Origin of the sequence: Brevundimonas sp. NIBR11, assembly GCF_027912535.1 — a bacterium.
Lineage (GTDB): Bacteria > Pseudomonadota > Alphaproteobacteria > Caulobacterales > Caulobacteraceae > Brevundimonas.
Genome location: NZ_CP115465.1, coordinates 15,195 through 40,000, shown reverse-complemented (window position 1 = coordinate 40,000; position 24,806 = coordinate 15,195). Strand labels below are relative to the sequence as shown.

Below are 24,806 nucleotides of genomic sequence, written 5' to 3'. Positions count from 1 at the left end.
GATGATGGACGAAATCAGATAGACCGCCATCAGGATCCCGGCCATGCCCCAGGCGCTGACCGGCTGGATCATGGCGAGACGTTCGGCGCAGGCGTAGAGGAAGAGGACGCTCTGCAGGCCCCAGAAGGCGATGGTAGAGGTTTCGGTCATCACCCGGCGCATCATCTCGTCGGCGCGACGCCAGGCGATGACATTCGCCACGGTCTGGACCGCGAAGGCGACGACGATGCCGGCGAAGACGAGGGCGGGCGGGATGGCGGCAGGGGCGACCATCGGCGCCAGGAACATCACCCCGGCCAGGGCGAAGACGACGATCTGCAACAGCCCGCAGCCCGGCGGGACGGCGGATGGCCTCGTGATCATGGTGACGCCGCCAAGGGCCGCGATGGTCAGCATGCCGAAGGCCATGGCGAAGGCGAGGCTGTCGTCCCAGCCGATGGCGGTCGCCTGCAGATCGACGACCTTGGCGGTCACATAGCCGAACAGGCCGCCCAGAAGGGCAAGGCTCGCGAACATGGCCAGCTTCGTCAGAAGCGAGGTTGGGCGGGTTTCAAAGCGGATGGACACGATCAGGCTCCTTCGTCGGAGAAGATGGCTTCGATCGGCTGGGCGAAGACCCGCGCGATCTTGAAGGCGAGCGGCAGGGAGGGGTCGTAGCGGCCCGTCTCCAGCGCGTTGACGGTCTGGCGCGAGACGCCGAGGGCGGCGGCGAGATCGGCCTGGCTCCAGCTGCGTTCGGCGCGAAGGACGCGGAGATGGTTGTTCATGAGCTCACCGCCGCTTCAGCCACCAGACGGCCCAGGCCACGCCGTAGCCGACGAGTTGGAAGCCTATGACGATGGCCGCGCCCAGCATGAGCGTGGATTTGAACGGCGCCTCGCCGAGTTCGCCGACACCGTGGAGCAGGGTCAAAAGGATGACGCCGGCGAAGCATCCCCCCACGGTCGCGCCCCACCACCAGGCCCATTTGTGCGCCTCCTGCGCGGCCTCATCGAGACCCTTCCACCACCGGAGACTGGCCCAGAGCCCTGACGTCATGGCTAAGGCGACGGCTGCCGCGATCAGTGCGGCGCTCCCCCAGCTGGTCTGGTCCGAGGTCGCGGTAACGATCCCCGCGACCAGGCCCGCGCCCATTCCGGCCAGGCCGCAGACGCCTAGAACCGCGCCGTAGCGGGCCAAAGGATGTTGCGACACGTCAGCCTCCAGAAGTCACGCTCGACACCCCGCCGATTTGACAAGGATACTTTACAAGCCCAAAACCTGTTTGCAAGCGGGCTTGTCAGAGATCCAGACGCCGGTCGATCAGGCGTCGGCGGCGCGGTCGTGGACCAGTTCCGGGCGGCTGATGGCGCGCGGCGCCTGGTCGATGGCGGTCAGGTCGGGGAGTTGCTTGCCCTCGTGGTCGACCTGCAGGTCCTCGAACCGCTTGGCCGAGACCATGACCTGGCTCTCCAGCGAACCGACGAACTGGTTGTACTTGCCGACCGCCTGTTCGAGCGCACGGCCGACGCCGAAGACGTGACCGCCCATGACGGAGAGGCGCTTGTAGAGTTCCTTGCCCAGCTTCGCGACCTCGTCGGCATTCCTCGACTGCTCCTCGGCGCGCCAGCCGTAGGCGACGGCCTTGCACAAGGCGAACAGGGTCGAGGGGGTGACGATGATGACGCGGCGGGCCATCGCGTCGGTCATCAGGTCGGGGTCGCGGTCCAGGGCGGCGGACAGGAAGGCGTCGGAGGGCACGAACAGGGCGACGAAATCCGGGCTGGGCTTGAACTGGTCCTGATAGGCCTTGGCCGACAGGTCGCGGACGTGGGTCTTGATGCTGGCGGCGTTGCGGGCGGCCATGGCGGCGTCGCGGGCCTCGTCGTCGGGTTCGGATGCGTCGGGGAAGGCGAGCGGCACCTTGGCGTCGATGACGAACAGGCCGCCGCCGGGCAGACGCACGAGGAAGTCCGGCCGCATCTGACGACCCTCGTCATTGGCGCTGGAGGTCTGTTCGGTGAAGTCGAACCTGCCCGCCATACCGGCGGCCTCAAGCACATTGCGGCAGGTCTGTTCGCCCCAGCGGCCCCTGCGGCCGGTATTGCCGCGCAGGACCTCGGTCAGCCGCTTGGCCTCGTCCCGCGTCGCCGAGGAGGCGATCATCAGGGCCGAGAGCTGTTCCTTCAGCGTGCCGGTCTCTTCCGCCCTCGCCTTCTCCAGCGCCGCGACCTGGCTCTCGAACTTGGCCAGGGTCTCGGCGACGGGCTTGAGCTGGGCCTCCATCCGTTCGCGGGCGACCCGGTCCTGGGCCTGGAAGGTTTCGGTGGCGCGGGTGACCATCTGGTCGGCGATGACCTGGGCCGACTGGGCGGCCTGGGCCTTCAGCAGTTCGCTCATGGTGGTCCGGCTCTCCTCGACAAGGACGATCTTTTCCTGCGCCGACGACAGGGCCGCCGTCGCCGTCCGCCAGCCCATGAAGGCCCACAGGAAGCCGCCCAGAAGGACCAGCGAGAGGATGGCGAGGACGATCGAGAGCGTGTTCATGCTCCGTTCCTTAGCGGGAGTCGAAGGAGTGGGCCATGGCCCGACCCGACTCCTCAGAGTCGGAGTCGGGATAGTCCGTTAAGTCGGGTTCGTATCGACCAGACGCTGGAGTCTGGAGTCGGGATAGTCCGTTAAGTCGGATTCCGGGAGGCGCTGAGATCAGGGTCATGTCGCGCGCCTACCATGCCGCTACGTCGGAAGCGGTCGCAGCTTCACGCCGGCCGCCGGGCCCTCAGCGCCTGGACGATGGTGCCGTCGTCGAGCCAGTCGAGGTCGCCGCCGACGGGAACGCCGCGTGCGAGGGAGGTGATCTCGACGCCGTCGCCTGAAATCCGGTCGGCGAGGTAGTGGGCGGTGGTCTGGCCGTCGACGGTGGCGGGAAGAGCTAGGACGACCTCGCGCACCCCTCCGCCCTTCACGCGGCCGACCAGTTCGGAGACGCGCAGGGCCTCGGGGCCGATCCCGTCCAGCGCGGACAGGAGTCCGCCCAGCACATGGTATTTGCCTCGGAAGGCGCCGGACCGCTCCATGGCCCACAGCGAACCCGCCTCCTCAACGACGCAGATCAGGGCGTTGTCGCGGTTGGGGTCCGAGCAAATGGAGCAGGGATCACGGGTGTCCGGCGTGCCGCAGACCGAGCAGGACACGACCTTGGCGGCCGTCTCGGCGAGCGACGCCGCCAGCGGTTCGAGCAGTTGTTCGCGGCGCTTCAGCAGGGCCAGGGCCGCGCGCCGGGCCGAGCGCGGACCCAGCCCCGGCAGCTTGGCCAGGAGCGAAATCAGGCGCTCGATCTCGGGTCCGGCGGAGGCGGCCAAGTCAGAAGAGTTTCGGCATGCCCGGGATGTTCATCCCCGCCATGGGGCCGGCGGCCTCGCGCATCAGCTCGGCGTTGACGGCGTCAAGCTTGCGCTTGGCGTCGGCATGGGCAGCGACGATCAGGTCGACCAGGATCTCTGTGTCGCCGGGGACCATCAGACTGTCGTCGATCTTCACCGAGGTCACCTCACCGGGACCCTTGAGGCCGATCGTGACGAGGCCGCCGCCCGAGGTGCCCTCGGCGGTGGTTTCGGCCATCTTGGCCTGGGCGTCCTGCAGCTTCTGCTGCATCGCCTGGGCCTGTTGCATCAGGGCGTTGAGATCTTTCATGGGAGTCCAGATAGGGGTTTTGGTTCGGAATTTTTAGTCCGCGTCGTCCTCGATCTCATCCGGGATGGCGGGCATCTCGACCGAGGGGGCGATGGTCTTGATCTCGCCGACGACGGCGCCGGGGAAGGCCTCCAGCACCGCCTTGACGAAAGGGTCGGCCTCGACCTCTGCGCGGACCTGGGCGGTCTCGCGACGATTGAGCTCGATGACCGTCTCGCCGCCGCCCTCGCCGTTGGCGATGACGAACCACTGACGTCCGGTCCATTCCTTGAGCCGCGAGGCCAGCTTCGTCGCCAGATTGGCGGGCATGCCGGCGACCGGCTCGAAGGTCAGACGGCCGGGCGCGAAGGAGACGGGGCGGACGTAGCGCTCGATCTCCATCTGAAGGGCGATCTCGCGCTTCTGACCGACCAAGGACACGACGTCCTCGAACGACTGCGGATCGGGCAGGGTCGGGATGGGCGCGGGGCGAACCGAAAGCTGGGCCGAGGCGCCGCCGCCTCCCCCGCCGCCGCGTGGGCCGCCCGCGCCGCCGCCCAGCGGTTCGCCGTTCTGCAGCTTCTTCAGCGCCTCTTCCGGACCGGGCAGGTCGGCGGCGTAGGCGAGGCGGACGATGGCCATTTCGACGGCATCGGCTGGCGAGGGCGCGCGGCGGACCTCGTCCAGCGCCTTCAGCAGCATGGACCAGGTTCGCGACAGGGTTCCCGCCGAGACCGCGGAACCCATGGCCGCCAGCCTCTGGGCCTGATCGTTGGGCAGGCGGGTCGCGTTCGGACCCAGCATCTTGGCGACCGAGGCGGCGTGGCAGTGTTCCAGCAGGTCGTTGGTCACCTGAACCGGATCGGCGCCGTAGCCGTAGAGGGTGCGGAAGGTTTCGATCGCCTCGGGCGTGCGACCAGCCATGATCTGTTCGAACAGGGCGATGGTCTGGGAACGATCGGCGAGGCCCAGCATGTCGCGGACGGTGTCGGTCGCGACCGGCTCGCCCTTCTCGCCCTGGACCAGGGCCTGATCCAGCAGGGACAGACCGTCGCGGACCGAGCCCTCGGCGGCGCGGGCGATGAGGGCGAGCGCGTCGTCCTCGACCTTCATGCCTTCCTTCGTGGCGATGCGTCCGAGGTGCTCGACCAGGATTTCCGGCTCTACGCGGCGCAGGTCGAACCGCTGGCAGCGGCTGAGGATCGTCACCGGCACCTTGCGGATCTCGGTGGTGGCGAAGATGAATTTGGCGTGGGGCGGCGGCTCTTCCAGCGTCTTCAGCAGGGCGTTGAAGGCCTGGTTCGACAGCATGTGGACTTCGTCGAGGACGTAGACCTTGTAGCGGGCCTCGACCGGCGCGTAGCGGACGCTTTCGAGGATATCGCGGATGTCGTTGACGCCGGTGTGGGAGGCGGCGTCCATCTCCATGACGTCCATGTGCTGACCCGCCATGATGGCCGCGTCATGGCGGCCGTGGGCGGTCAACTCCAGCGAAGGCCGGTCGATGACGTCGGTCTCGTTGTTCAGGGCGCGGGCCAGCAGGCGGGCTGTCGTGGTCTTACCGACCCCCCGCACCCCGGTCAGCATGAAAGCGTGGGCGATGCGGCCGGTGGCAAAGGCGTTCGTCAGGGTTCGGACCATGGCCTCCTGACCGATCAGGTCCTCGAAGATCCTGGGCCGGTATTTGCGGGCGAGGACGGTGTAGGCCTCGCCTTCGCCCTCGACGGGAGCGGGCGTGGAAATGGGGATGGACTCCTTCACGACCGCTGCGGCGGGCGCAGGCACGGGGGCACCGAACATGTCGTCGGTGTTCTCGTCACGCTCGGGCGCATCGTCTTCCGCCCAGGGCGGATCGCCGGAATCAAGGTCGACGTCGGTCATGGGACCGTCTTACCGCGTGTAAGACGGTCCGTAGAGTCCTTGTGCGATCAGTCGGTCATATCGCGGGGTAGCTGGCCGCCGTTGTCCACGATCTTCTGGATCACCTTCTTGTGCAGCCAGATGTTCATCGAGGCGCTGTCGGACTTGTCGCCCGTGTAGCCGAGCTCGTCGGCCAGCTCCTTGCGCTCGGCCAGCGAGCTTTCCATGCCCAGGAGTTTCATCAGGTCGACGATGGACGTGCGCCAGTTCAGCTTCTGGTCCCGCTGGTCGTTCATGAAGTCGAGGATGCCGGCGACGTCGACGGGCTGGGCGGCCTGGGGCGCGGGGGCGGCGGCGGCGGGCGTCGATGGCGCCTGGACGGGGGTGGAGGTCGGGGCCGGCTGCTGAGGCGCGCTGGGAGCCTTCGGCTTGTCCTTGTCGCGGTTGAAGATCTTGCCGAGGATGTTGCCGAGAATGCTCATGAGGTCGCTCCGGTTGGACAGGCCAAAAGAGCGGGCGGGAGCGGCCAAGGTTCCAGCGCAAACCGCGCGAGCGCGCCCGCCAACCGCGCTCAAGCAGCGAGACGCCGCGCGTCGAGTGGTAGCGCACTACAATGCGCTCAAGCAGCAAGCGACCGCGTTGCGAGCGTTAGCGCACCAAAGAAAGAGAAGTGGAGACCGCGACCCGAAGGGGAATTCGTTGTGGCTGCTGCCTTCCGGCCCTGACCAGGTTGGCGAAGCCTTCGCCCGCGATCTCCGAGGCCCATATCGCGAATCCCGACGGCGAGATCAAGGCGCCTCTCCCCTGAGGCGCGGAAGCATCGTAGGAAGCGGACATGGCCCTCCCGACCGTCAACACCTTCGCCGGCAATCCGCTGGATCGCGCCGGCGACCTTCGCAACATGCCCGAGTGGCTGGCCGAACAGGCCGAGAGCCCCGACGCCCTGGCCATGGTCTTCTGGGAGGGGCAGCCTCTGCTGGAGGATCATGCCGACGGGCCGCGTCTGGCGTGGATTTCGCTGACCCATGCCCGGGATCTGGCGCCCGTGCCCGATCAGGAAGTGTTCCTGGGGCTGTGGAAGTCGGCGCCGGTCTTCGCGGTCGAGCTTGAAGGACCGGTCGATCCGGCGGAGGGACCGGTCCGGGGGCTGGGCGTTTTCACCGGCATGCGCGAGGCGGCGGCGGTGCTGTCCGGGGCGGAGGCGGCGATGGCGGGCGGGGCCAAGTCCCTGTTCGACTGGCGTCGGCGCCACGGCTTCTGCGCCAACTGCGGACACGAAACGAAGGCGTCGGCGGGCGGCTGGCGACGGGTCTGTCCGAGTTGCGAGGCTGAACACTACCCGCGCGTCGATCCTGTGACGATCATGCTGCCGGTGTTCGAGGGGCGTTGCCTGCTGGGCCGTCAGGCGGCCTGGCCAGCCGGACGGATGTCGGCGCTGGCAGGCTTCCTGGAGCCCGGGGAGACGATCGAGGAAGCCTGCGCCCGCGAGATCAAGGAGGAGGCGGGGCTGACGGTGACGCGGGTGCGCTATCACTCCAGCCAGCCTTGGCCCTTCCCTTCGCAGCTGATGATCGGGCTGATCGCGGACGTCTCGGACAACGACGCCACGCCGGACCAGACTGAGCTGGAGGCCGTGCGCTGGTTCACCCGCGAGGAGGCGGCCGCCGTCCTGGCCGGGGCGCACGAGGTCAAGGCTCCGCCGAGCTTCGCCATCGCCCATACCCTGATCCGGGCGTGGGTGGACGGGTTTGAGTTGGAGTGAGGCACGGCGCTCTCCCTCCCCCTCGGGGGAGGGTCGTCGCGCAGCGACGGGGTGGGAACGGCCGGCGACGTGGCGACGGACCCATGAAGCGTAGCCTTGCCGCCCCCACCCGGTCTCCGCTTCGCTCCGCCCACCCTCCCCCGAGGGGGGAGGGAGAAAGTTTGCCTCAGACCAACGCCCGGGCCGCTTCCAGATCCGCCGGGTTGTCCACCGAGATCGGCGCCTCGTCGATGACGGCCGCCCAGATCGACAGGCCCAGCTCGAGCGCCCGGAGCTGCTCCAGCTTCTCGCGCTTCTCCAGCGGCGAGGGCGGGGCGGCGCAGAAGCGTTTGAGGGCTTCGCGGCGGTAGCCGTAGACGCCGATGTGACGCCAGACCGGCGCGTCGCCGTAGAGGGTCGAACGGGTGAAGTAGAGGGCGCGGCCGTGCTTGTGGCCCTCGGCCAGCGCCAGGACGGCCTTGACCACATCGACGTTCGACCGATCCGAGAGATCGGCCTCAGGCGCGACCAAGGTGGCGATGTCGCACCCGGGCTCGCCGTGAAGAAGGGCGGCGCAGGCGGTTGCGATGCCGGGGTCGGCCAGCGGCATGTCGCCCTGAAGATTGATCACCGAATCATAGTCGCCGTCGGGATCGAGCGTCTCCAGAGCCGCCAGGACCCTGTCGGACCCGCTCGGCAGGTCGGGATCGGTCAGGACGGCCGTGCCGCCGGCCGCCTCGATGACCTCGACGATCTCCTGATCGCCCGCGGCCACGGCGACCGGGAGACCCGACAGGACAGCCTGTTCCCAGGCCCGGATCACCATGGGTTTGCCGCCGATATCGGCCAGGGGCTTGCCCGGAAGACGGGTCGCCGACATGCGAGTGGGTATCAGTATCAAAGGCGTCATGCGCGGCCTTTCGGTCATGCGACACACCGATCCTCAAAGTGAGGTCCGGGGCCGGTTGCGAAGGCGGCGCTAGCGTGTAAGAGACCGCCAATCAAGATTTCGCCCGGTTTGATGCGCTGACCCGGGCCTCCAGAGACGGGATGCGACGACGCGATGAGCGGCGATCTGAAGTGGAACAAGATTTTCGGTGCGGGCCTGGGGACGGTGTTCGCCATCCTGGTGGTCCAGCAGGTCTCGGGCGCGATCTATGCGACGCACGCCCCCGAGAAGATGGGTTATCTGGTCAACGTGCCTGACGAAGCCGACGCGGGCGCCGCCGAGGCCGAGCTGCCGCCGGATTGGGGTACGGTCCTGCCGGCCGCGGACCTGGCCGCCGGTGAAGCCGCCTTCGCGCGCTGCCAGGCCTGCCACAACATCGCCGCCGGCGGTCCCGACGGCATCGGCCCGAACCTGTATGGCGTTGTGGGCGGTCCGGTCATGCACCGCGCCGGCTTCGCCTATTCCGACGCCATGGCCGCGCACAAGGCCGAGGCGCCGACCTGGGGCTATGACCAGCTGAACACCTTCATCACCGCCCCGAACCGCTATGTGCCGGGCACCAAGATGTCGTTCGCCGGTCTGCGGGACACGCCGACCCGCATCAACCTGATCGCCTATCTGCGCTCGCAGGGCTCGACCGGTTTCGCCATTCCGGCGCCGGATCCCGCGCGTCAGCCTGGCGCCGCCGCCCCGGCGGAAGGCGCGGCTCCCGCCGACGCCGCGACCGCGGGCACGGAATCGGGCGCCGCCCCGGCCGAGGCCGCGACCGGCGCCGCCACGACCCAGACGGGCGACGTCGCTCCCCCGGCGGCCACGAGCGCTCCGTCCAACGACTGAGGTCGAACGACAGGACAGGCTTGAAGCAGGCGGTCCTTACGGGCCGCCTGCTTTCTTTTGGGGGATCAGAGGCGGCGGAAGACCGCGGGCTCGAAGCCGCCCGACAGATAGCGGGCGTCGGCCTCGGCGAACGCCTCACTGACGACAGCGCCATGGAAGCCGGTGGCGTGGATGACCCGGGTCTCGTCCAGCATGAAGGCCGAATGTCCGGTCCAGCTGTGGTCGGACGAGACGTTCAGCCAGACGACGATATCGCCGCGCCGGGCCTGATCGCGCGAGACGGCGACGCCGAGTTCGGCCTGTTCATCGGAGTGACGGGGACCGGCGAGACCGCAGGCGAAGAGGGCCTGCTGCACCAGACCCGAGCAGTCCGTGGACCTGGAGGACCGGGCGCCCAGGCTGTGGGGCACGCCCAGCAAGGTCTCGGCCACGGCGACGGGATCGACCGCGAACTGACCGATCGGGACGGCGTCCGCATCGTCGGTCAAGGCGTTCAGCGGCAGGGCGGCCTCGGTCGAGGCGACGCGCCGTGTCGGCAGGCCGATGTGCGGAACCAGCGCCAAGGCGTCGGCCCATCCGACGGTCCCGTCGCGCCGCGCCTGGCCCCAGACCCGCCCGCCGCGACGATCCAGAACATCGAAGATCTCGCCGTGCAGCAACTGATTGATCCGCTCGGAGGTCGTGTCCGCCTCGGCATGAATGTCGGCCACCGACGCCGAGCAGCGCATGGCCTCGGTCGCCCGATAGGCGTCCGCCCGCACGCGGCCTTCCAGCGCCAAGGCCGCCAGATCGGGGCGGGCCAGGGTGGTGCGGGCGGCGGAAACGGCGGCGGTATCGGTCAAGCGGGAGTCCTGACGGTTGGACCGGGTTTATCGCATGCAACCGCGAAAATCCTCTTAATGGGAGGGACTTTCTGGTGGGCTACCGCTCGCGGCGCGGCCGCTCGCTGCTTGAGCCGGTCCCAAGCCTCTTGAATCACATCGACGGATCGCCAGTTCAGATCGGCGTGAACGGAGGGGCCATGTCGGCGCTGGCGGCGATGACGATCCTGGTGGCGGCGATCACCGTCCTGTTTCCGGAGACGGGTCTGGCGAAGAGCCTGAATTGCTGGCTGGTCGAGGCGCCCGCGCGCTGGCTGACGCGCACGGCGGTGTGGCGTATCCTCTTCTATGGCGGGCTGATCGCGGCCGGGATCGCCATGACCCTGTTGTTCGAGGCCGAGGGGATGATGATTTACGGGTTCATGGCGCCCGAGATCGCGGCCTGGGCCGTGATGTTCGACGTCGGAATGCTGATCGATGCTCTCCTGATCACTGCCGCCGTCCTGGCCGCCAGCGGCTTGAAGGTGGCGAAGGCGCAAGTCGGGGCCCTGACTAGGCGCGCGGTCGCCGCCGTCACAACGCGACTGGCCGGGCGCGCGCCGAGGCCTCGTCATCAGGGGCGGCTGAGACGCAAACCCGCCGACGACGACCGACCGGCATGGGGGCCTCAGCCCGCGTATCGCGCCTTCAGCATGGCGTAGGCGGCGCGCAGGCTCTGGGCCTCGCCGCCCTCGGGATGGCCGGGGCGGCCCCGGCTGTTCCAGGCGAAGACGTCCAGATGGGCCCAGGCTCCGGTCGTCGGGGCGAACTTCTGCAGGAACAAGGCGGCGGTGATCGATCCGCCTTGGGCCCAGGCAGCGCTGTCGTTCCGCACATCGGCGATGTCCGAGTCGATCGACGCGCGATACCCCGGCCACAGCGGCATCCGCCACAGGGGATCACGCACCTGATCCGCCGCCGCCAAGAGGTCGGCGGCCAGGGCCTCGTCGTCGGTATAGAGGGGTGGCAGTTCGGGCCCCAGGGCGATCCGGGCGGCTCCGGTCAGGGTGGCGAAGTCCAGCGTCAGGTCGGGCTCATGCTCGCCCGCTCGGGCCAGGGCGTCGGCGAGGATCAGACGCCCCTCGGCGTCCGTATTGCCGATTTCGATGGTCAGCCCCTTGCGGCTCGAGAGCACATCGCCGGGCCGGAAGGCGTCGCCCGAGATGGCGTTCTCCACCGCTGCGACCAGAACTACGAGGCGGATGGGCAGGTCGGCCTGCATGACCAGACGGGCGAGCGCTAGGGCATGGGCGGCGCCGCCCATGTCCTTCTTCATGTTGCGCATCCCGGCGGCCGACTTGATGTCCAGCCCGCCGGTGTCGAACGCCACCCCCTTGCCGACCAGGGCGATCAGGGGGCGGTCGGTCTGGTCGAGATTCCAGCCGATCTCGATGATCCGCGGCGCGCGGTGCGGTGCGGCGGCGCGGCCGACAGCGTGGATGGCCGGATAGTTCTCTTCCAGCAGGGCGTCGCCGGTCACCACCGAGATCGTCGCGCGATGGGCCTCGGCGATCTCTCGGGCGATGGTCTCCATCTGCAGGGGGCCCATGTCGGCGGGCGGGGTGTCGACCATCTCGCGGGCGAGGGCGCAGGCGGCGGCGATGCGGCTCGCCTCCTCGATGTCGAACCCGTCCGGAGCGACCAACCGAACCTCGGCCCGATCCTTGGTCTTGTAGCGGTCGAATACATAGCGTCCGAGCAGGAAGGCCAGGGCCGCCGTTTGGGCGTCCTCAGGCTCCGCCTCCAGCCGATAGAGGCCGGCGGGCAGTCTGGCGGACAGGGCCCGCGCAATCATGGGGTCGAAGATCTTGCCGGCGCCGATCAGGACATGGTCGATCGCGCCCGCCGCGCCCGGAACGGCCAGCACCTCGCCCGGCTTGCCCTTGAACCCCATCCGGTCGGCCCAGGCCTGGGCGGCGGGGTCGAGCGCCGCCTTGGGACCCACGAAGCGGACGGGCGTGGCGGTTGCGACCTCCGGGCCATCGGCGGAAACGAGGGGGTCGGGCGAGATCACGGACATTGAGCGGATATAATCGGATGCGGCTTTGAGGACCATCGGCGCCTGCGAAAAGACTATCGACGCGGGGCGTGGGGTGCGGCTGCGGACGGCGACGTCAGTCTCTTAGTGAGGTGACGGACGATCGGATGCCGTCAGGCGAAGTCCTGGCGGTTCTGCACTGCTGCAAGCGCGTGCTCCTAACCACGGCCGGCGTTCTGGCGGCGGCCGAACTTTGCCGCATCGTGGCGCATCGGTTCTAAGCTCAGCCCAGCCGGTGCTGGAAGAAGGCGGAAACGTCCGCCAGCACCGGCGCCTTCTTGCGGAACAGGGGTGAGAAGGTCGCGATCAGGTCCTCGTGGCTGAGGCCCGGATAGAGTTTCGCCTCGCAGTCTCCGCCCAGTTCGCGCATCCGCGCTTCCAGCAGGACGGTGTCTTCGTCGTGGACGATGACGTCGGCCGTGCCGTGGCCGAGCCACAGCGGCGGGGCGTCGGCGCGGGCGAAATGCAGGGGCTGGGTCTGTTCCGGGTCAGGGGCCTGGCCGAAGGCGTTGATCGAGGAAGCCACGTCGAACGGCAGGAAGTCGTAGGGCCCCGCCAGCCCCGCCGCCGCCTTTATCAGATCCGGCTTGCCCACAGCGGCCATGTATCGGCGGTCGAGCGTGATCATCATGGCCAGATGGGCGCCCGCCGAATGGCCGAGGACGCCCAGCCGATCCGGGTCGCCGCCATGGGCCGAAACGACCTCGCACACCCGCGCGGTCGCGGCGGCCGCATCCTGGATGAAGACAGGGAAGAGGACGTCGGGGACCAGGCGGTAGTCTGGCACGGCGACGACGAACCCCTGCGCCGCCAGGGCCTGGGCCGCCCAGCCGTAGAGGTCCTTCGACCCTGAATCCCAGCCGCCGCCGTAGAAGAAGACGAGCGTCGGCAGGGAGGTCGAGGCACCGGCCGCGCTAGGGGCATAGACGTCGAACTTCTGGCGCGGGTCGGGGCCGTACTCGAGATCGCGAGCGACCCGCCTGACGCCCCGGTCGCGCGGACCGAGGGTGTTGAGCATCCCCAATGGACTGCACGCCGCAGCGAGCGACGCGACTACGCCGCCCAGGAAGGGTGCGAACAGGCCTCTGCGGGTCATGGGCGGCGGTCTCTCACTGGCGGGTCGATCAGTTACGACCGGAACCGTCGTCCGGCCTCACCGCGCATTGGCGATCAGGGCGCCGCAGTTTGCGTCCTCGGCCAGACCCGGATCGACGAAGGCGAACAGGGCCGCGACCGGGGCGACGACGGCCGCCAGCAGACCCGTCACCCCGGCCTGGGCGACGATCTGGCCTGTTTCGACCCCGACGCTGGGCGCCGACAGGTGACCGCGCACATGAATGGGCGTCCAGAGACGCAGCAGGCGCGGCTTCTTGGACTCGCCGTCGATCTTCAGGTCCAGGGTTTCGGTGCCGAGATTGATGGCGCCGGACCCCTGGGCCAGCACCACGTCGGTGTCGACGACGAAGGTCTTGGCGCGGGCGACGCCGTTGCTGACATCGAAGTCGGCGACGGCGCAGCGGATGGTGCTGCGGGACTGGTCTCCGCTCAGCAGTTTCAGCAGGCCCGCACTGGCGTTGATGCCCAGCAGCTCTGCGAAGGCGGCGCGCATCTCGCCCTGGGGCACGACGAAGCTGATGGAGCCCTTGGATGCGGCCGCGAAGCGATGGATCGAACTGCCCGGCCCTTCCAGCCGCGCGCGCCCCAGCGCCCGGCCCGTGACAGGAGCGACGCCCCCTTTCGCCGGGATGATCGATTCCAGAGGATAGCCGGCCAGACGGAAGTCCATGGCGCTGTAAGGCGTGTCGCGCGTGACATTGATCCGCGCCGTGCCGTTCAGTTCGCCGCGATTGAAGGTGAAGGCGACAGGATCTAGATCGAGAATCCCGTTCTGGAGCACCGCGCCCAGATTGACGCGGCGGATGTCGAGGTCGTTCGCCTTCACGCTGGCGGCGCGATAGGTCAGGGTCCCGTCCATGGAGCGCAGGCGATCCACCTGCAGCGTGGCGTCGGGCAACAGCATCGCCGGTCCCGCGCCGGACGCGACGACGGTGGTGTCCGTCCCCGCCGCGTTGGTGCGGGTCTCGGCCCCCAGGATGGCCGCGAGGTCGTCGATATCGAGCCGCTGCGAGGTCAGCTCGGCCTCGACCCGCAACCGCTCGCCGGCCTCGGCTCGCACGTCGCCCGCCAGGTCCGACGAACCGACGCGACCGCTGAAGTCGTTGAAGGTCCAGATTGCGTCGTCGCGCGTCAGGGCGCCCGACAACCGGTAAGGCGGCGTGTTGGGCAGGGTCAACCCCGTCAGCAGATAGAGGTCGTTCAGGTTCCGCCCCTGCAGGCTAAGCGTCGAAGTGAACTGCCCGAGATCGAAGGGTCGGGTGATCGCTCCCTTGGCCACCAGGCGCGAGCCCGAGCCGGCCAGGGTCGCTTCGAACCGATAGGGCCGGTCGCGCCGGATGTTGACGAAGGCGCCGCCCTCGATCCGCAAAGTCAGAGGCGAGCCGTTGATCGAGCCCTCCCCGTTCAGCACGAAGCCGGTGTCGCCATCGGACGCAGAGGCGGCCTCGCGCGCTTGGACGGCCGCCTCCAGCGTGAGGTCGCGATCCTGGGCGTCGAGAGAAACACGGCCGTCCTGGATGATCAGCTGGTTGATGAGCGGCAGTTTCATGCCTTCGCCGGTGTCCGGTTTGTCCGGCTCCAGATCCCAGCTCTGGCGGCCGTCTTCGGTGGAGATGAGCACCACGTTGGGCCGGGTGATGGCCAGAAGCGGCATCTCGATCTGGCCTGCGAAGAGCTTGCGCAGGCGGAAGCGCGCCTCGATCCGATCGACGTCGGCGGTGTCGGCCTCGCGGGCCCAGTTCGGCCCGCCGAACTTCAGATCGTTGACGATCACCGACGGCGTCCAGCTGAACAGGTTCACGTCGAGGTCGCCCTGGAGCGCGATCTCACGGTCGTATTTGCCCGAGGCCCAGCGCCCGATCGGACCTCTCAGCCAGTTCCAGTCGAACAGCATCAGGAAGACCACGACCGCCAAAACCAGCAGCAGGGTCACCGAGGCCGCGATCTTCTCGGTGCGGCCGGGCCGCCGGAAAGAACCGTAAACGGGATCGTTCTCCACGACCCAGTCGCGCCACTCGCGCACACGAACGGTCGCCGGAACCAGGGCGCGCGTGCGCACGTCCTGCCAGTTCGAGGGCAAATTCAGGGAGTTGGGCAGGAGGCGCTTCACGGGGGAACACAACGCGCCAGACCCCGAAAAGGCGCCGCAGCCAGGCGAGACCGTCTGCGAGCCGCTGTCAATTTCATCCGTTTGCAGCAGAGTTGTCGTATTTTCTTTACAGAGTCGCGATCGCGCGCATTATTCCTCCGAACCCAGACATCTTTCTGGTCTTTGGAGGAGACCGCCATGAACCGTTTGACCACCCTCGCCGCCGTCGTGACGATCGCCGGATCCGTCGCCGCGCCCGCCCTGGCGCATCAGACGCGCTTCCCGACCGAGGCGCCCGTCGGCGCCCAGCGCGTGGTGATGATGTGCGCCAATGACGCCGCGACCCGCAGCGCCTTCCGTCGCGAGCATGGGACGCCGCCGGCCTTCATCACCGCCGATCAGGCGCTGCAGGCCCGCGCGGCGGGTGAGACCTGGTCCGCCCCGCGCTGCATGACAGCGCGCGAGCACGGTCGTCTGGTCCAGACGCTGACGACCTACGCCGCCGTTCGCTAGACGGAAAACTACCCCTGGGCGCTGCGGATCGCCGCAGCGCCAGCCGGCGGGGCGATGACCGCCGCGAACAGCACATAAGCCGTCAGCAGGGCCAGGGCCGACAGAGGGCTTAGGCCCGCCGCCGCCCTGTCCAGCGCGCCCGATCCGAACACTACCGGCGGAATGAATAGCGGCAGGACCACCACCGCGATCAGCAGCCCGCCCCGCTTCGCCCCCAATGCCAGGGCCGCGCCCAGAGCCCCGGTGAAGGCGAACCCCAGACCGCCGATCAGAGCCGACAGCGCGGTCAGCGGCGCCAGCTCGATCGGCTGACCCAGAGCGAGCGCAGCGACCGGCGCGGTCAAGGCCAGAGGCAGGCCCGTCGCCAGCCACTGGCTGATCGCCTTGATCGCGAAGATAGCCTCCAGCGGCAACGGCCCGGTCGCCAGAAGGTCCAGCGCCCCGTCCTCCAGATCGCGTTCGAACAGCCTCTCCAGAGACAGCAGGCTCGACAGGGCCAAGGCCAGCCAGGCGATCCCAGCCGCCACCGGCTTCAGCACATTGGGATCGCCCCCTGCCGCCAAGGGAACGACCGTGGTCAGGCAGGCGAAGAAGCCACACGCCAGCAAGGGCCCGCCGCCGCCGCCCCAGGCCAAGGCGAGCTCGCGCCGGAACAGGACGGACGCTGCGCTCATCGTCCCGCCCCCAGATCGAGCGGCCGCGTCGGCACCGGCAGCGGATCGTGCACGGCCGCCAGGATCAGGCCGCCACCCGCCAGATGCCGCGCCATCATCGCGCCCACCGCCTCGCGCCATTTCGCATCCAGCGGGCTCAGCGGTTCGTCCAGCAGCCACAGGGCGCGCGGCGAGCCGATCAGTCGCGCCAGCGCCAGTCTCCGCCGTTGTCCGGCCGAGAGCTTGCGCACCTCCAGATCCAGCAGCGGCTTGAGGCCCAGGGTCTGGATCGCCTCATCGATGCCATGGTGACTGCGGCCCAGCCATTGCGACTGGAACATCAGCTCGTCACGCGCCGTCCGCTGACCCTTCAGCCCGTCGAGATGGCTCAGCAGATGCACCTCGTGCGCGCGCGCCAGATCGGCCTCGATCGGCTGGTCGTCGGCGTCGCGAAAAACGATCTCCCCGACCTCCGGTCGGATGAAACCGGCGACTGCGCGGAGCAAGCTGGTCTTGCCCGCGCCGTTGGCGCCGGTCAGGGCGACAGCCTGCCCGGCGGCGAGCGAGAACGACAGCGAACGAAACAGCGTCCGCTCCCCGCGCGTGAGGCTCAAGTCGGTCGCAGACAGGGTGTGGATCATCCTCTCCCTCCCCCTCGGGGGAGGAGCGTCGCGAAGCGACGGAGTGGGGGCGGCAGGGCGATCCCCACAAAGACCGTCGACATGTCGCAATGCCGCCCCCACCCGGCTTCCCCGAGCTCAGCCATCCTCCCACAAGTGGTAGGGAGAGCGTTGTTTCTGCGACCCGTTCTCAATGTCCCTGCGCGGGACGTGGGTACATGGACGCACCCCGCGACCGGGGCTATATGCGCGGTCGCCGCAGCAGGCTGTCGCCGCGCGCGCAAGGGACCTGTGCGCCCCTGCGATCGCCGCGAGACGGCGCAACCGGATGTCCGGGCGGCTTTGACCAGAGGACTTCTCCCATGCCGTCAGTCGACAGCCTCAAGACCCGTCAGGACCTTTCCGTCGGGCGCAAGAAATACGCCTATTACAGCCTTCCCGCCGCCGAGGAAGCCGGTCTGGCCGGCATCTCGCGTCTGCCGCGCTCGATGAAGGTGCTGCTGGAGAACCTGCTGCGCAACGAAGACGGTGTCTCGGTCACCGAGGCTGACCTCAAGGCCGTCGCCGCCTGGATCGAGAACAAGGGCTCGGTGGAGCACGAGATCGCCTTCCGCCCGGCCCGCGTCCTGATGCAGGACTTCACCGGCGTTCCGGCCGTCGTGGACCTCGCCGCGATGCGCGACGCCATGTCGGCGCTGGGCGCCGACGCCACCAAGATCAACCCGCTGGTCCCCGTCGACCTGGTCATCGACCACTCGGTCATGGTGGATCACTTCGGCACGGCCAAGGCCTTCGGCCAGAACGTCGAGCGGGAGTACGAGCGCAATATCGAGCGCTACAACTTCCTGCGCTGGGGTTCCTCGGCCTTCAATAATTTCCGCGTCGTGCCGCCCGGCACCGGCATCTGCCACCAGGTCAACCTGGAGAACCTGGCCCAGACCGTCTGGACACTGACCGAAGGCAAGACGACCGTCGCCTATCCCGACACCGTCGTCGGCACTGACAGCCACACCACCATGATCAACGGCCTGGCCGTTCTGGGCTGGGGCGTCGGCGGCATCGAGGCCGAGGCCGCCATGCTGGGCCAGCCCATCCCGATGCTGATCCCGGAAGTCATCGGCTTCAAGCTGACCGGCCGCCTGCCGGAAGGCGCCACCGCCACCGACCTGGTCCTGACCGTCACCCAGATGCTGCGCAAGAAAGGCGTGGTCGGCAAGTTCGTGGAGTTCTTCGGCGACGCCCTGACCGGCCTGACGCTGGAAGACCAGGCGACCATCGCCAACATGGCCCCGGAGTACGGCGCCACCTGCGGCTTCTTCCCGGTGTCGCAGGCGACCATCGACTTCCTGACCGCCACGGGTCGCGACAAGGCGCGCGTCGCCCTGGTCGAGGCCTACGCCAAGGCGCAAGGCCTGTGGATCGACGAAAACTCCGAAGAGCCGGTCTTCACCGACACCCTGGAATTGGACCTTGCCTCCGTCGTGCCCTCGCTGGCCGGTCCGAAGCGTCCGCAGGACCGCGTCGAGCTGACCACCGCCGCTCCCGAGTTTGAAGGCCACCTGACCGGAACCTTCGCCCGCACCCCGGACGCCGCGCGCGTCGCGGTGGACGGTGAGAAGTTCACGGTCGGCGACGGCGATGTCGTGATCGCGGCCATCACCTCCTGCACCAACACCTCCAACCCCTCGGTCTTGATCGCCGCCGGTCTGGTGGCGAGGAAGGCCAATGCCCTGGGCCTGAAGCCCAAGCCCTGGGTCAAGACCTCGCTCGCCCCGGGGTCGCAGGTCGTCACCGACTATCTGACCGACGCCGGCCTGCAGAAGGATCTGGACGCCATCGGCTTCAACTTGGTCGGCTACGGCTGCACCACCTGCATCGGCAACAGCGGCCCGCTGGACCCGGCGATCTCCAAGGCGATCAACGAGAACGGCATCGTCGCGACCTCGGTCCTGTCGGGCAACCGCAACTTCGAAGGTCGGGTGAACCCGGACGTCCAGGCCAACTACCTGGCCTCGCCGCCGCTGGTCGTCGCCTACGCCCTGGCCGGCTCGATGCGGATCGACATCACCAAGGAGCCGATCGGCAAGGACAAGAAGGGCAAGGACGTCTTCCTGAGGGACATCTGGCCGACCACCCAGGAAGTCGCCGACATCCAGCGCAAGTCGGTCACCCCGGCCATGTTCGCCAAACGCTACAAGGACGTCTTCAAGGGCGACAAGCACTGGCAGGCGATCAAGGTCACCGGCGGCCAGACCTACAGCTGGGACGGCTCCTCGACCTACGTCGCCAACCCGCCGTACTTCGAAGGTTTGTCGATGCAGCCGGCGCCGGTGAAGGACATCGTCGAGGGCCGCGTCCTGGCCATCTTCGGCGACTCGATCACCACCGACCACATCTCCCCGGCCGGTTCGATCAAGAAGACCTCGCCGGCCGGCCAGTGGTTGACCAACCACGGCGTGGACGCTCTGGACTTCAACTCCTACGGGGCCCGTCGCGGCCACCACGAAGTCATGATGCGCGGCACCTTCGCCAACATCCGCATCCGCAACAAGATCACGCCTGACATCGAGGGCGGCGTGACCAAGCACTTCCCGTCGGGCGACACCATGTCGATCTACGACGCGGCCATGCGCTACCAGTCGGAGGGCCGTCCGCTGGTCGTCTTCGCCGGCAAGGAATACGGCACCGGCTCGTCGCGCGACTGGGCGGCCAAGGGCACCAACCTTCTGGGCGTCCGCGCCGTCATCGCCGAGAGCTTCGAGCGGATCCACCGCTCCAACCTGATCGGCATGGGCGTGGTGCCGCTGCAGTTCAAACAGGACGGCTGGCTGAAGCTGGGCCTCACGGGTGAGGAGATCGTCACCATCCGCGGCCTGACCGACGCCAACACCGGCCGTCTGAAGCCGCGCCAGGACCTGTGGGTCGAGCTGTTCCGTCCGTCGGACGGCAAGATGGCCCGCTTCCCGGTCCGCTGCCGCATCGACAACCAGACCGAGCTGGAATACCTGCGCGCCGGCGGCGTCATGCCGTACGTCCTGCGGAACCTGGCCAACGACGGCTCGGAGCCGATCGCGGCCGAATAGGTCTGGCGACAGGGTGAAAGATCGAAGGGCCGGCGGAGCGATCCGCCGGCCTTTTCTTTATCCCGCCGTCGCGTTGTGCGGGCCGGGTCGGCGGGGATTGCGGGCGAAGGCGGCGTCGCACAGCGCGCGGCCGAACGCCTCCGATGCGATCATCTGGCGATCGCCCAGAACCCCGGCCAGACGGCCGCCGGCGTCCGCGCGAACGATCAGGGGATAGCGGCCCATGATCTCGTTGTCCCGGCGAGGATCGACCAGTTCGGCCACGGCGCGGATTTCGTGCTCGCCTTCGCCGGTCAGGGCTGTCTGAAGGCGGCCGGCGCGGCGCACCTCGTCGACATGGATGCGCAGGTCCAGCGGATAGGTGCCGTAGGCGCAGGACTGCATCTCCTCGTCGACCTCCTCGGCGAAGGTCGAGGCGAAATCCTCGTCCGCGTTCACCCAGCCTGTCGAGACATAGACAGTGCCGACCGAGGCCGTCTCGGCCAGGCCCGGCGGCAGGCCGAGCGGCGGACCGCCCTGAACCACGGGGGCGCAGGCGGCGCAGGACAGGGCGGAGGCGATCAGCAAAAGGGCGGGGATCTTCATCTTCGGGTCCGAAAAACAGTGTCTTTCGGCCAGATGCAGCAACGCTTGCGGATCGCCTAGTTTCTTTTCTGCAATGCTCCGTCCGAACTCATGGCCTCGGCCAGCAGGCGCGCCTCCGCCGCCCGGCTGGATCCCGAGCGCCAGGCGACGACGATCTCGCGGCTGGGGACGGCGCGGGCGCCGGTCGGGGCGATGTGGCGGGTCACGACCGACGGATTATCGGCAAGCCCGGCCCGCACCGCCATCTGCGGCAGGAAACTCACGCCCAGGCCCGAACCGACCATCTGCACCAGCGTATGCAACGAGGTCGCCGCAAAGACGTCGTCCCCCTTGGGCGCCTCGATATCGAAGGCGGCGAGCGCCTGGTCGCGCAGACAGTGGCCGTCCTCAAGCAGGATGAGATCCTCGGATTTCAGCGAGCCCGGCCCGACGGCGCCCGGCCCGGCCAGGGCATGCCCCACCGGCGCCACCGCCAGAATCTCGTCATCGCCGATGCGCGCGTGCTCGATCCCCGAGGCCTCGTACGGAAGCGCGATCACGGCGCAGTCCAGCTGACCCGCCTTCAGTCCCGCGATCAAGCGCGGCGTCAGGTCCTCGCGGATAAAGAGGCGAAGCGCCGGATAGGCGGCCTTCAACCCCGGAAGGGTCGCAGGCAGGAGGAAGGGGGCCACCGTCGGGATCACACCCAGCCGCAACCGCCCCGACAGGGGCCGCCCGGCGTTTCGCGCCGCCTCGACCAGATCCTCGGTCCGGGCCAACACATCCTCGGCGCGACGACAGGCCTCGGCGCCGACGGCCGTCAGCTGGACATTTCCCCGCGTCCGCTCGACCACGGGCGCGCCCAGGACCTTTTCCAGCTCCTGCACTCCGGCGGACAAGGCCGGCTGGCTGACCAGGGCCGCCTCGGCGGCGCGGCTGAAGGAGCCGTGCTCGGCCAGGAGCTTCAGGTACTGGAGTTGGCGCAGGGTCGGCAGCATGCGGCCGACATAGGCGTTCGTTTGATCGGAGGCAAAGGCCATCGATCGAATCTATGGAGCGGCCCGCCTCGACCGCGGGGTCGAGGCGGGCGCGTCCACGCTCAGCTGGCCAGTTTCTCGGCCCGCAGGCGCGGCGCCGGCAGGTCGAAACGGTCGTTGTTCATCACCTGGACCCAGGCTGCGACGAAGTCCCGGACGAACTTCTCGCCCGCATCGGCCGAGGCGTAGACCTCCGCCAGGGCGCGAAGCTGGGAGTTGGAGCCGAACACCAGATCGGTGCGCGTCGCCGTCCATTTCTGTTCGCCGGTGCCGCGATGCGACCCGACGAAGGTCTCGTCGGCCGAGCCGTCGACCTGCTTCCATGCCGTGTTCATGTCGAGCAGATTGACGAAGAAGTCGTTGGTCAGCTGACCCGGACGCTCCGTCAGGACGCCGTCCCTGGAATCCCTGTGGTTGATCCCGAGGACGCGCAGGCCGCCGACCAGCACCGTCATTTGCGGCGCCGTCAGGCCCAGCAGCTGAGACCGATCGACCAGCAGCTCCTCCGTGGGCACGTTGAAGCGCACCTGCAGATAGTTGCGGAAGCCGTCGGCGCGGGGCTCCAGAACCTTGAAGCCCTCGACGTCGGTCTGTTCGGCCGTGGCGTCGGTGCGGCCCGGCGTGAAGGGCGCCTCGATCGCGTGACCCGCCGCCTTGGCCGCCTGCTCGATCCCGACCGAGCCGCCCAGAACGATCAGGTCGGCGATGGAGACGTTCAGGCCCGACGACGCCTTGATGCTCTCATAGGCGGCCAGGACCCTCGACAGCTTTTCGGGCTCGTTGACCTCCCAGTCCTTCTGGGGCGCCAGGCGGATGCGGGCGCCGTTGGCCCCGCCCCGGTGATCGGACCCGCGATAGGTCGCGGCCGAGGCCCAGGCCGTCCGCACCAGATCGGCGACCGACAGGCCGGACGCGGCGATGGCGTCCTTCAGCGTCTTCACATCGGCGTCCGACAGGGTCGGTCCGGTATGGGCCGGGATCGGATCCTGCCAGATCAGGTCCTCGGCGGGGACGTCCGGGCCGAGGTAGCGGATCTTCGGTCCCATGTCGCGGTGGCACAGCTTGAACCAGGCGCGGGCGAACTGATCGGCGAAATAGGCCGGGTCGGCGCGGAACTTCTCCATGATGACCCGGTAGGCGGGGTCGACCTTGAAGGCCATGTCGGCGGTGGTCATCATCGTCGGCACGCGCTTGCCGGGGGTGTGCGCGGCCGGGGCCAGGGTCTCGTCCGGATTGCCGACCGGCTGCCACTGTTTCGCGCCGGCCGGCGAGCGGACCAGCTCGTACTCGTGGTCCAGCAGCATGTCGAAATAGGTCATGTCCCAGGTGATCGGCGTGGGGGTCCAGGCGCCCTCGATGCCCGAGGTGATGGTGTGGTCGCCCATCCCGCTCTCGTGACCCGAGACCCACCCTAGGCCCTGTTGCGCGATGTCGGCGCCTTCGGGGCTGATGCCGACCTTGGAGGCGTCGCCATTGCCGTGGGCCTTGCCGAAGGTGTGGCCGCCGGCCGTCAGGGCGGCGGTTTCCACGTCGTTCATGCCCATGCGGGCGAAGGTCTCGCGGATGTCCCGCGCGGACTGCAGCGCCTCGGGCACGCCGCCCGGCCCCTCCGGGTTCACATAGATCAAACCCATCTGGATGGCGGCCAGGGGCTCTTCGAGCACCATGTCCTTGTCGGGCTGGATGCGGGTCTCGTTACCCTCCTCGCCGACCCACTTCTCCTCCGTGCCCCAGTAGACGTCCTTCTCGGGCTCCCACACGTCGGCTCGTCCGCCGCCGAAGCCGAACACGGGCCCGCCCATCGATTCGATCGCGACATTGCCGGCGAGGATGAACAGGTCCGCCCAGGACAGGCTGGCCCCGTATTTCTGCTTGATCGGCCACAGCAGGCGGCGCGCCTTGTCCAGGTTGCCGTTGTCCGGCCAGGAGTTCAGCGGGGCGAACCGCTGCTGGCCTGCGCCCGCGCCGCCGCGCCCGTCACCGGTGCGATAGGTGCCGGCCGAGTGCCACGCCATGCGGATGAAGAAGGGTCCGTAGTGGCCATAGTCCGCCGGCCACCAGGGCTGGCTGTCGGTCATCAGGGCGGTCAGGTCGCGCTTCACCGCCGCATAGTCGAGCGAGTTGAACGCCTCGGCGTAGTCGAAGCTGTCGCCCATCGGATCGCCGGTCCGACCCTGCTGATGCAGGATGTCGACCGACAGATGGTTCGGCCACCAGTCGCGATTGGTCCGACCCAGCAAGGACCGCAGGGCGGCCGGCTGCTTCTTCGGGTCGCTGATCGGGCTCGAGGTCTTTTCACCGTCCATCATGATGTCCTCCCTGGGATGGTTATGTCAGGAGGTTGGTCGCCTTTTCCATCAAAGGGAAATCGATAAATCTTGGCCGTAGGATAGGCGATCTCTATATAAGGAGGATAGACAAAATCTATCTCTACCTATCGAATGATCTATTTGACTTTGACCGATGAGGCGCGCATTCACCCCTCGCAGACGGCCAACCTCCCCCGCAGGCCGCTCCTATTCACAATCAGTCCAAGGGATACGAACATGCTCGGCGTTGGCGAAAAGCTGCCTGAATTCAAGATCACCGGCGTGAAGCCGGGCTTCAACTCGCACGAAGAAAACGGCGTCTCGGCTTTCGAGGCCGTCACCCAAGACAGCTTCGAAGGCAAGTGGAAGGTCATCTTCTTCTATCCGAAGGACTTCACCTTCGTGTGCCCGACCGAGATCGCCGAGTTCGCCTCGCTAGCCCGCGATTTCGAAGACCGCGACACGGTCGTCCTGGGCGGTTCGACCGACAACGAATTCGTGAAGCTGGCCTGGCGCCGCGACCATGCCGACCTGTCGAAGCTGCCGATCTGGCAGTTCGCCGACAACGGCGGCAAGTTCGCGCGCCAGCTCGGCATCCTGAACGAGGAAGAAGGCGTGGCCCTGCGCGCCACCTTCGTCGTCGATCCGCACAATGTCGTGCAGCACGTCTATGTCACCAACCTGAATGTGGGCCGCGCTCCGGCCGACACCCTGCGGGTCGTCGACGCCCTGCAGACCGACGAACTGTGCGCCTGCAACCGCCCGGTCGGCGGCGAAACGCTCGCAGCCTAAGGCGGCTCTCTGAGTTTGTGGAAGGCGGCGGCGCGTGCGTCGCCGCCTTTTCGCTGCTCACTTTCTTAGGGCGCTATGCTCGGCTCGCGGAGCC

General features: G+C 68.2%; 24 protein-coding genes and 1 other RNA gene (1 of these 25 only partly in view). 6 read left to right on the top strand and 19 right to left on the bottom strand.

Translation table 11 applies throughout. From position 1 onward, the window contains the following. The 9 genes from O5O43_RS00190 to ffs all read right to left on the bottom strand — a co-directional run. Positions 1 to 567: the 5' portion of a hypothetical protein gene (locus O5O43_RS00190; protein ID WP_271084922.1), read on the bottom strand. Its footprint begins 27 nt before the window's first position; 567 of the gene's 594 nt are visible here — the first part of the coding sequence; its start codon is at positions 565 to 567; its stop codon lies off the left edge, out of view. Positions 568 to 569: 2 nt separating this feature from the next. Next, entirely contained in the window at positions 570 to 767 is a 198-nt protein-coding gene (locus tag O5O43_RS00185) for a helix-turn-helix transcriptional regulator (protein ID WP_271084921.1), read from the bottom strand. 4 nt (positions 768 to 771) lie between these two features. Further along, complete coding sequence (locus O5O43_RS00180) at positions 772 to 1,194, bottom strand: hypothetical protein (protein ID WP_271084920.1); 423 nt, start codon at positions 1,192 to 1,194, stop codon at positions 772 to 774. A gap of 108 nt (positions 1,195 to 1,302) precedes the next feature. Continuing rightward, positions 1,303 to 2,526, bottom strand: a complete 1,224-nt coding sequence (gene rmuC / locus O5O43_RS00175) for a DNA recombination protein RmuC (RefSeq protein ID WP_271084919.1) — start codon at positions 2,524 to 2,526, stop codon at positions 1,303 to 1,305. A gap of 212 nt (positions 2,527 to 2,738) precedes the next feature. Continuing rightward, positions 2,739 to 3,341: a recombination mediator RecR gene (gene recR / locus O5O43_RS00170; protein WP_271084918.1), complete on the bottom strand. Its 603-nt coding sequence runs from the start codon at positions 3,339 to 3,341 to the stop codon at positions 2,739 to 2,741. Between the two features lies 1 nt (position 3,342). Continuing rightward, positions 3,343 to 3,672, bottom strand: a complete 330-nt coding sequence (locus tag O5O43_RS00165) for a YbaB/EbfC family nucleoid-associated protein (protein ID WP_271084917.1) — start codon at positions 3,670 to 3,672, stop codon at positions 3,343 to 3,345. A 33-nt stretch (positions 3,673 to 3,705) separates the two neighbouring features. Then, entirely contained in the window at positions 3,706 to 5,532 is a 1,827-nt protein-coding gene (locus O5O43_RS00160; RefSeq protein ID WP_271084916.1) for a DNA polymerase III subunit gamma/tau, read from the bottom strand. A 47-nt stretch (positions 5,533 to 5,579) separates the two neighbouring features. Further along, a complete protein-coding gene (locus O5O43_RS00155; protein ID WP_271084915.1) occupies positions 5,580 to 5,993 on the bottom strand; it encodes a DUF3597 domain-containing protein in 414 nt (137 codons plus the stop codon). A 184-nt stretch (positions 5,994 to 6,177) separates the two neighbouring features. After that, an RNA gene (gene ffs, locus O5O43_RS00150) (signal recognition particle sRNA small type) lies at positions 6,178 to 6,271 on the bottom strand. A 75-nt stretch (positions 6,272 to 6,346) separates the two neighbouring features. Between ffs and nudC the strand changes: the two genes are divergently transcribed. Then, positions 6,347 to 7,273, top strand: a complete 927-nt coding sequence (gene nudC, locus O5O43_RS00145) for an NAD(+) diphosphatase (RefSeq protein WP_271084914.1) — start codon at positions 6,347 to 6,349, stop codon at positions 7,271 to 7,273. Positions 7,274 to 7,439: 166 nt separating this feature from the next. Here the strand turns inward: nudC and O5O43_RS00140 are convergent, their stop codons facing one another. Beyond that, complete coding sequence (locus O5O43_RS00140) at positions 7,440 to 8,162, bottom strand: 3-deoxy-manno-octulosonate cytidylyltransferase (RefSeq protein ID WP_271086453.1); 723 nt, start codon at positions 8,160 to 8,162, stop codon at positions 7,440 to 7,442. Positions 8,163 to 8,315: 153 nt separating this feature from the next. Here O5O43_RS00140 and O5O43_RS00135 point away from each other — a divergent pair, with 153 nt between their 5' ends. Further along, positions 8,316 to 9,038, top strand: coding sequence for a cytochrome c family protein (locus O5O43_RS00135; RefSeq protein ID WP_271084913.1), 723 nt, complete (start codon positions 8,316 to 8,318; stop codon positions 9,036 to 9,038). Positions 9,039 to 9,103: 65 nt separating this feature from the next. Here O5O43_RS00135 and O5O43_RS00130 read toward each other — a convergent pair whose 3' ends face one another. Continuing rightward, complete coding sequence (locus O5O43_RS00130; RefSeq protein ID WP_271084912.1) at positions 9,104 to 9,880, bottom strand: NlpC/P60 family protein; 777 nt, start codon at positions 9,878 to 9,880, stop codon at positions 9,104 to 9,106. A gap of 179 nt (positions 9,881 to 10,059) precedes the next feature. On the opposite strand from O5O43_RS00130, the gene O5O43_RS00125 reads away from it, so the two are divergent. After that, the gene (locus tag O5O43_RS00125; protein WP_271084911.1) at positions 10,060 to 10,560 is read left to right on the top strand and encodes a hypothetical protein; all 501 of its coding nucleotides are present in this window, start codon (positions 10,060 to 10,062) and stop codon (positions 10,558 to 10,560) included. Here O5O43_RS00125 and O5O43_RS00120 read toward each other — a convergent pair. From O5O43_RS00120 to O5O43_RS00110, 3 genes are all read right to left on the bottom strand, one after another. After that, positions 10,527 to 11,918, bottom strand: a complete 1,392-nt coding sequence (locus O5O43_RS00120; RefSeq protein ID WP_271084910.1) for a leucyl aminopeptidase family protein — start codon at positions 11,916 to 11,918, stop codon at positions 10,527 to 10,529. The two genes, O5O43_RS00125 and O5O43_RS00120, sit on opposite strands and share 34 nt — an antisense overlap. A gap of 241 nt (positions 11,919 to 12,159) precedes the next feature. Then, the gene (locus O5O43_RS00115) at positions 12,160 to 13,032 is read right to left on the bottom strand and encodes an alpha/beta hydrolase (RefSeq protein WP_271084909.1); all 873 of its coding nucleotides are present in this window, start codon (positions 13,030 to 13,032) and stop codon (positions 12,160 to 12,162) included. A 57-nt stretch (positions 13,033 to 13,089) separates the two neighbouring features. Then, on the bottom strand, positions 13,090 to 15,162 hold the full coding sequence (locus O5O43_RS00110) for an AsmA family protein (RefSeq protein ID WP_271084908.1): 2,073 nt from the start codon (positions 15,160 to 15,162) through the stop codon (positions 13,090 to 13,092). Positions 15,163 to 15,339: 177 nt separating this feature from the next. On the opposite strand from O5O43_RS00110, the gene O5O43_RS00105 reads away from it, so the two are divergent. Beyond that, the gene (locus O5O43_RS00105; RefSeq protein ID WP_271084907.1) at positions 15,340 to 15,654 is read left to right on the top strand and encodes a hypothetical protein; all 315 of its coding nucleotides are present in this window, start codon (positions 15,340 to 15,342) and stop codon (positions 15,652 to 15,654) included. A gap of 8 nt (positions 15,655 to 15,662) precedes the next feature. On the opposite strand, the gene ccmB is transcribed toward O5O43_RS00105, so the two are convergent. After that, positions 15,663 to 16,328 (bottom strand): heme exporter protein CcmB, encoded by a 666-nt coding sequence (gene ccmB / locus O5O43_RS00100; RefSeq protein ID WP_271084906.1) that lies wholly within the window; start codon positions 16,326 to 16,328, stop codon positions 15,663 to 15,665. After that, complete coding sequence (gene ccmA, locus O5O43_RS00095; protein ID WP_271084905.1) at positions 16,325 to 16,948, bottom strand: heme ABC exporter ATP-binding protein CcmA; 624 nt, start codon at positions 16,946 to 16,948, stop codon at positions 16,325 to 16,327. Before ccmA ends, ccmB begins: the two co-directional genes overlap by 4 nt. 341 nt (positions 16,949 to 17,289) lie before the next feature. Between ccmA and acnA the strand changes: the two genes are divergently transcribed. After that, positions 17,290 to 20,010, top strand: a complete 2,721-nt coding sequence (acnA, locus tag O5O43_RS00090) for an aconitate hydratase AcnA (protein WP_271084904.1) — start codon at positions 17,290 to 17,292, stop codon at positions 20,008 to 20,010. Positions 20,011 to 20,067: 57 nt separating this feature from the next. Here the strand turns inward: acnA and O5O43_RS00085 are convergent, their stop codons facing one another. The 3 genes from O5O43_RS00085 to katG all read right to left on the bottom strand — a co-directional run bounded on the left by O5O43_RS00085 (position 20,068) and on the right by katG (position 23,920). Beyond that, complete coding sequence (locus tag O5O43_RS00085) at positions 20,068 to 20,595, bottom strand: hypothetical protein (protein ID WP_271084903.1); 528 nt, start codon at positions 20,593 to 20,595, stop codon at positions 20,068 to 20,070. A gap of 56 nt (positions 20,596 to 20,651) precedes the next feature. Then, positions 20,652 to 21,572 carry a hydrogen peroxide-inducible genes activator gene (locus O5O43_RS00080; RefSeq protein WP_271086452.1) on the bottom strand — a complete coding sequence of 307 codons (921 nt, stop codon included), beginning with the start codon at positions 21,570 to 21,572 and terminating at the stop codon, positions 20,652 to 20,654. 101 nt (positions 21,573 to 21,673) lie between these two features. Continuing rightward, positions 21,674 to 23,920, bottom strand: a complete 2,247-nt coding sequence (katG, locus tag O5O43_RS00075) for a catalase/peroxidase HPI (RefSeq protein WP_271084902.1) — start codon at positions 23,918 to 23,920, stop codon at positions 21,674 to 21,676. Between the two features lie 237 nt (positions 23,921 to 24,157). On the opposite strand from katG, the gene O5O43_RS00070 reads away from it, so the two are divergent. Beyond that, positions 24,158 to 24,712 carry a peroxiredoxin gene (locus tag O5O43_RS00070; RefSeq protein ID WP_271084901.1) on the top strand — a complete coding sequence of 185 codons (555 nt, stop codon included), beginning with the start codon at positions 24,158 to 24,160 and terminating at the stop codon, positions 24,710 to 24,712. Positions 24,713 to 24,806 lie beyond the last annotated feature (94 nt).

Excerpts from the sequence above, each read along its gene's own strand:
- O5O43_RS00185 (WP_271084921.1), bottom strand. The coding sequence starts at position 767 with ATGAACAACCATCTCCGCGTCCTTCGCGCCGAACGCAGCTGGAGCCAG.
- rmuC (WP_271084919.1), bottom strand. The coding sequence starts at position 2,526 with ATGAACACGCTCTCGATCGTCCTCGCCATCCTCTCGCTGGTCCTTCTG.
- O5O43_RS00165 (WP_271084917.1), bottom strand. The coding sequence starts at position 3,672 with ATGAAAGATCTCAACGCCCTGATGCAACAGGCCCAGGCGATGCAGCAG.
- O5O43_RS00160 (WP_271084916.1), bottom strand. The coding sequence starts at position 5,532 with ATGACCGACGTCGACCTTGATTCCGGCGATCCGCCCTGGGCGGAAGAC.
- O5O43_RS00155 (WP_271084915.1), bottom strand. The coding sequence starts at position 5,993 with ATGAGCATTCTCGGCAACATCCTCGGCAAGATCTTCAACCGCGACAAG.
- nudC (WP_271084914.1), top strand. The coding sequence starts at position 6,347 with ATGGCCCTCCCGACCGTCAACACCTTCGCCGGCAATCCGCTGGATCGC.
- O5O43_RS00140 (WP_271086453.1), bottom strand. The coding sequence starts at position 8,162 with ATGACGCCTTTGATACTGATACCCACTCGCATGTCGGCGACCCGTCTT.
- O5O43_RS00135 (WP_271084913.1), top strand. The coding sequence starts at position 8,316 with ATGAGCGGCGATCTGAAGTGGAACAAGATTTTCGGTGCGGGCCTGGGG.
- O5O43_RS00125 (WP_271084911.1), top strand. The coding sequence starts at position 10,060 with ATGTCGGCGCTGGCGGCGATGACGATCCTGGTGGCGGCGATCACCGTC.
- O5O43_RS00120 (WP_271084910.1), bottom strand. The coding sequence starts at position 11,918 with ATGTCCGTGATCTCGCCCGACCCCCTCGTTTCCGCCGATGGCCCGGAG.
- O5O43_RS00115 (WP_271084909.1), bottom strand. The coding sequence starts at position 13,032 with ATGACCCGCAGAGGCCTGTTCGCACCCTTCCTGGGCGGCGTAGTCGCG.
- O5O43_RS00105 (WP_271084907.1), top strand. The coding sequence starts at position 15,340 with ATGAACCGTTTGACCACCCTCGCCGCCGTCGTGACGATCGCCGGATCC.
- ccmB (WP_271084906.1), bottom strand. The coding sequence starts at position 16,328 with ATGAGCGCAGCGTCCGTCCTGTTCCGGCGCGAGCTCGCCTTGGCCTGG.
- ccmA (WP_271084905.1), bottom strand. The coding sequence starts at position 16,948 with ATGATCCACACCCTGTCTGCGACCGACTTGAGCCTCACGCGCGGGGAG.
- acnA (WP_271084904.1), top strand. The coding sequence starts at position 17,290 with ATGCCGTCAGTCGACAGCCTCAAGACCCGTCAGGACCTTTCCGTCGGG.
- O5O43_RS00085 (WP_271084903.1), bottom strand. The coding sequence starts at position 20,595 with ATGAAGATCCCCGCCCTTTTGCTGATCGCCTCCGCCCTGTCCTGCGCC.
- O5O43_RS00080 (WP_271086452.1), bottom strand. The coding sequence starts at position 21,572 with ATGCTGCCGACCCTGCGCCAACTCCAGTACCTGAAGCTCCTGGCCGAG.
- katG (WP_271084902.1), bottom strand. The coding sequence starts at position 23,920 with ATGATGGACGGTGAAAAGACCTCGAGCCCGATCAGCGACCCGAAGAAG.
- O5O43_RS00070 (WP_271084901.1), top strand. The coding sequence starts at position 24,158 with ATGCTCGGCGTTGGCGAAAAGCTGCCTGAATTCAAGATCACCGGCGTG.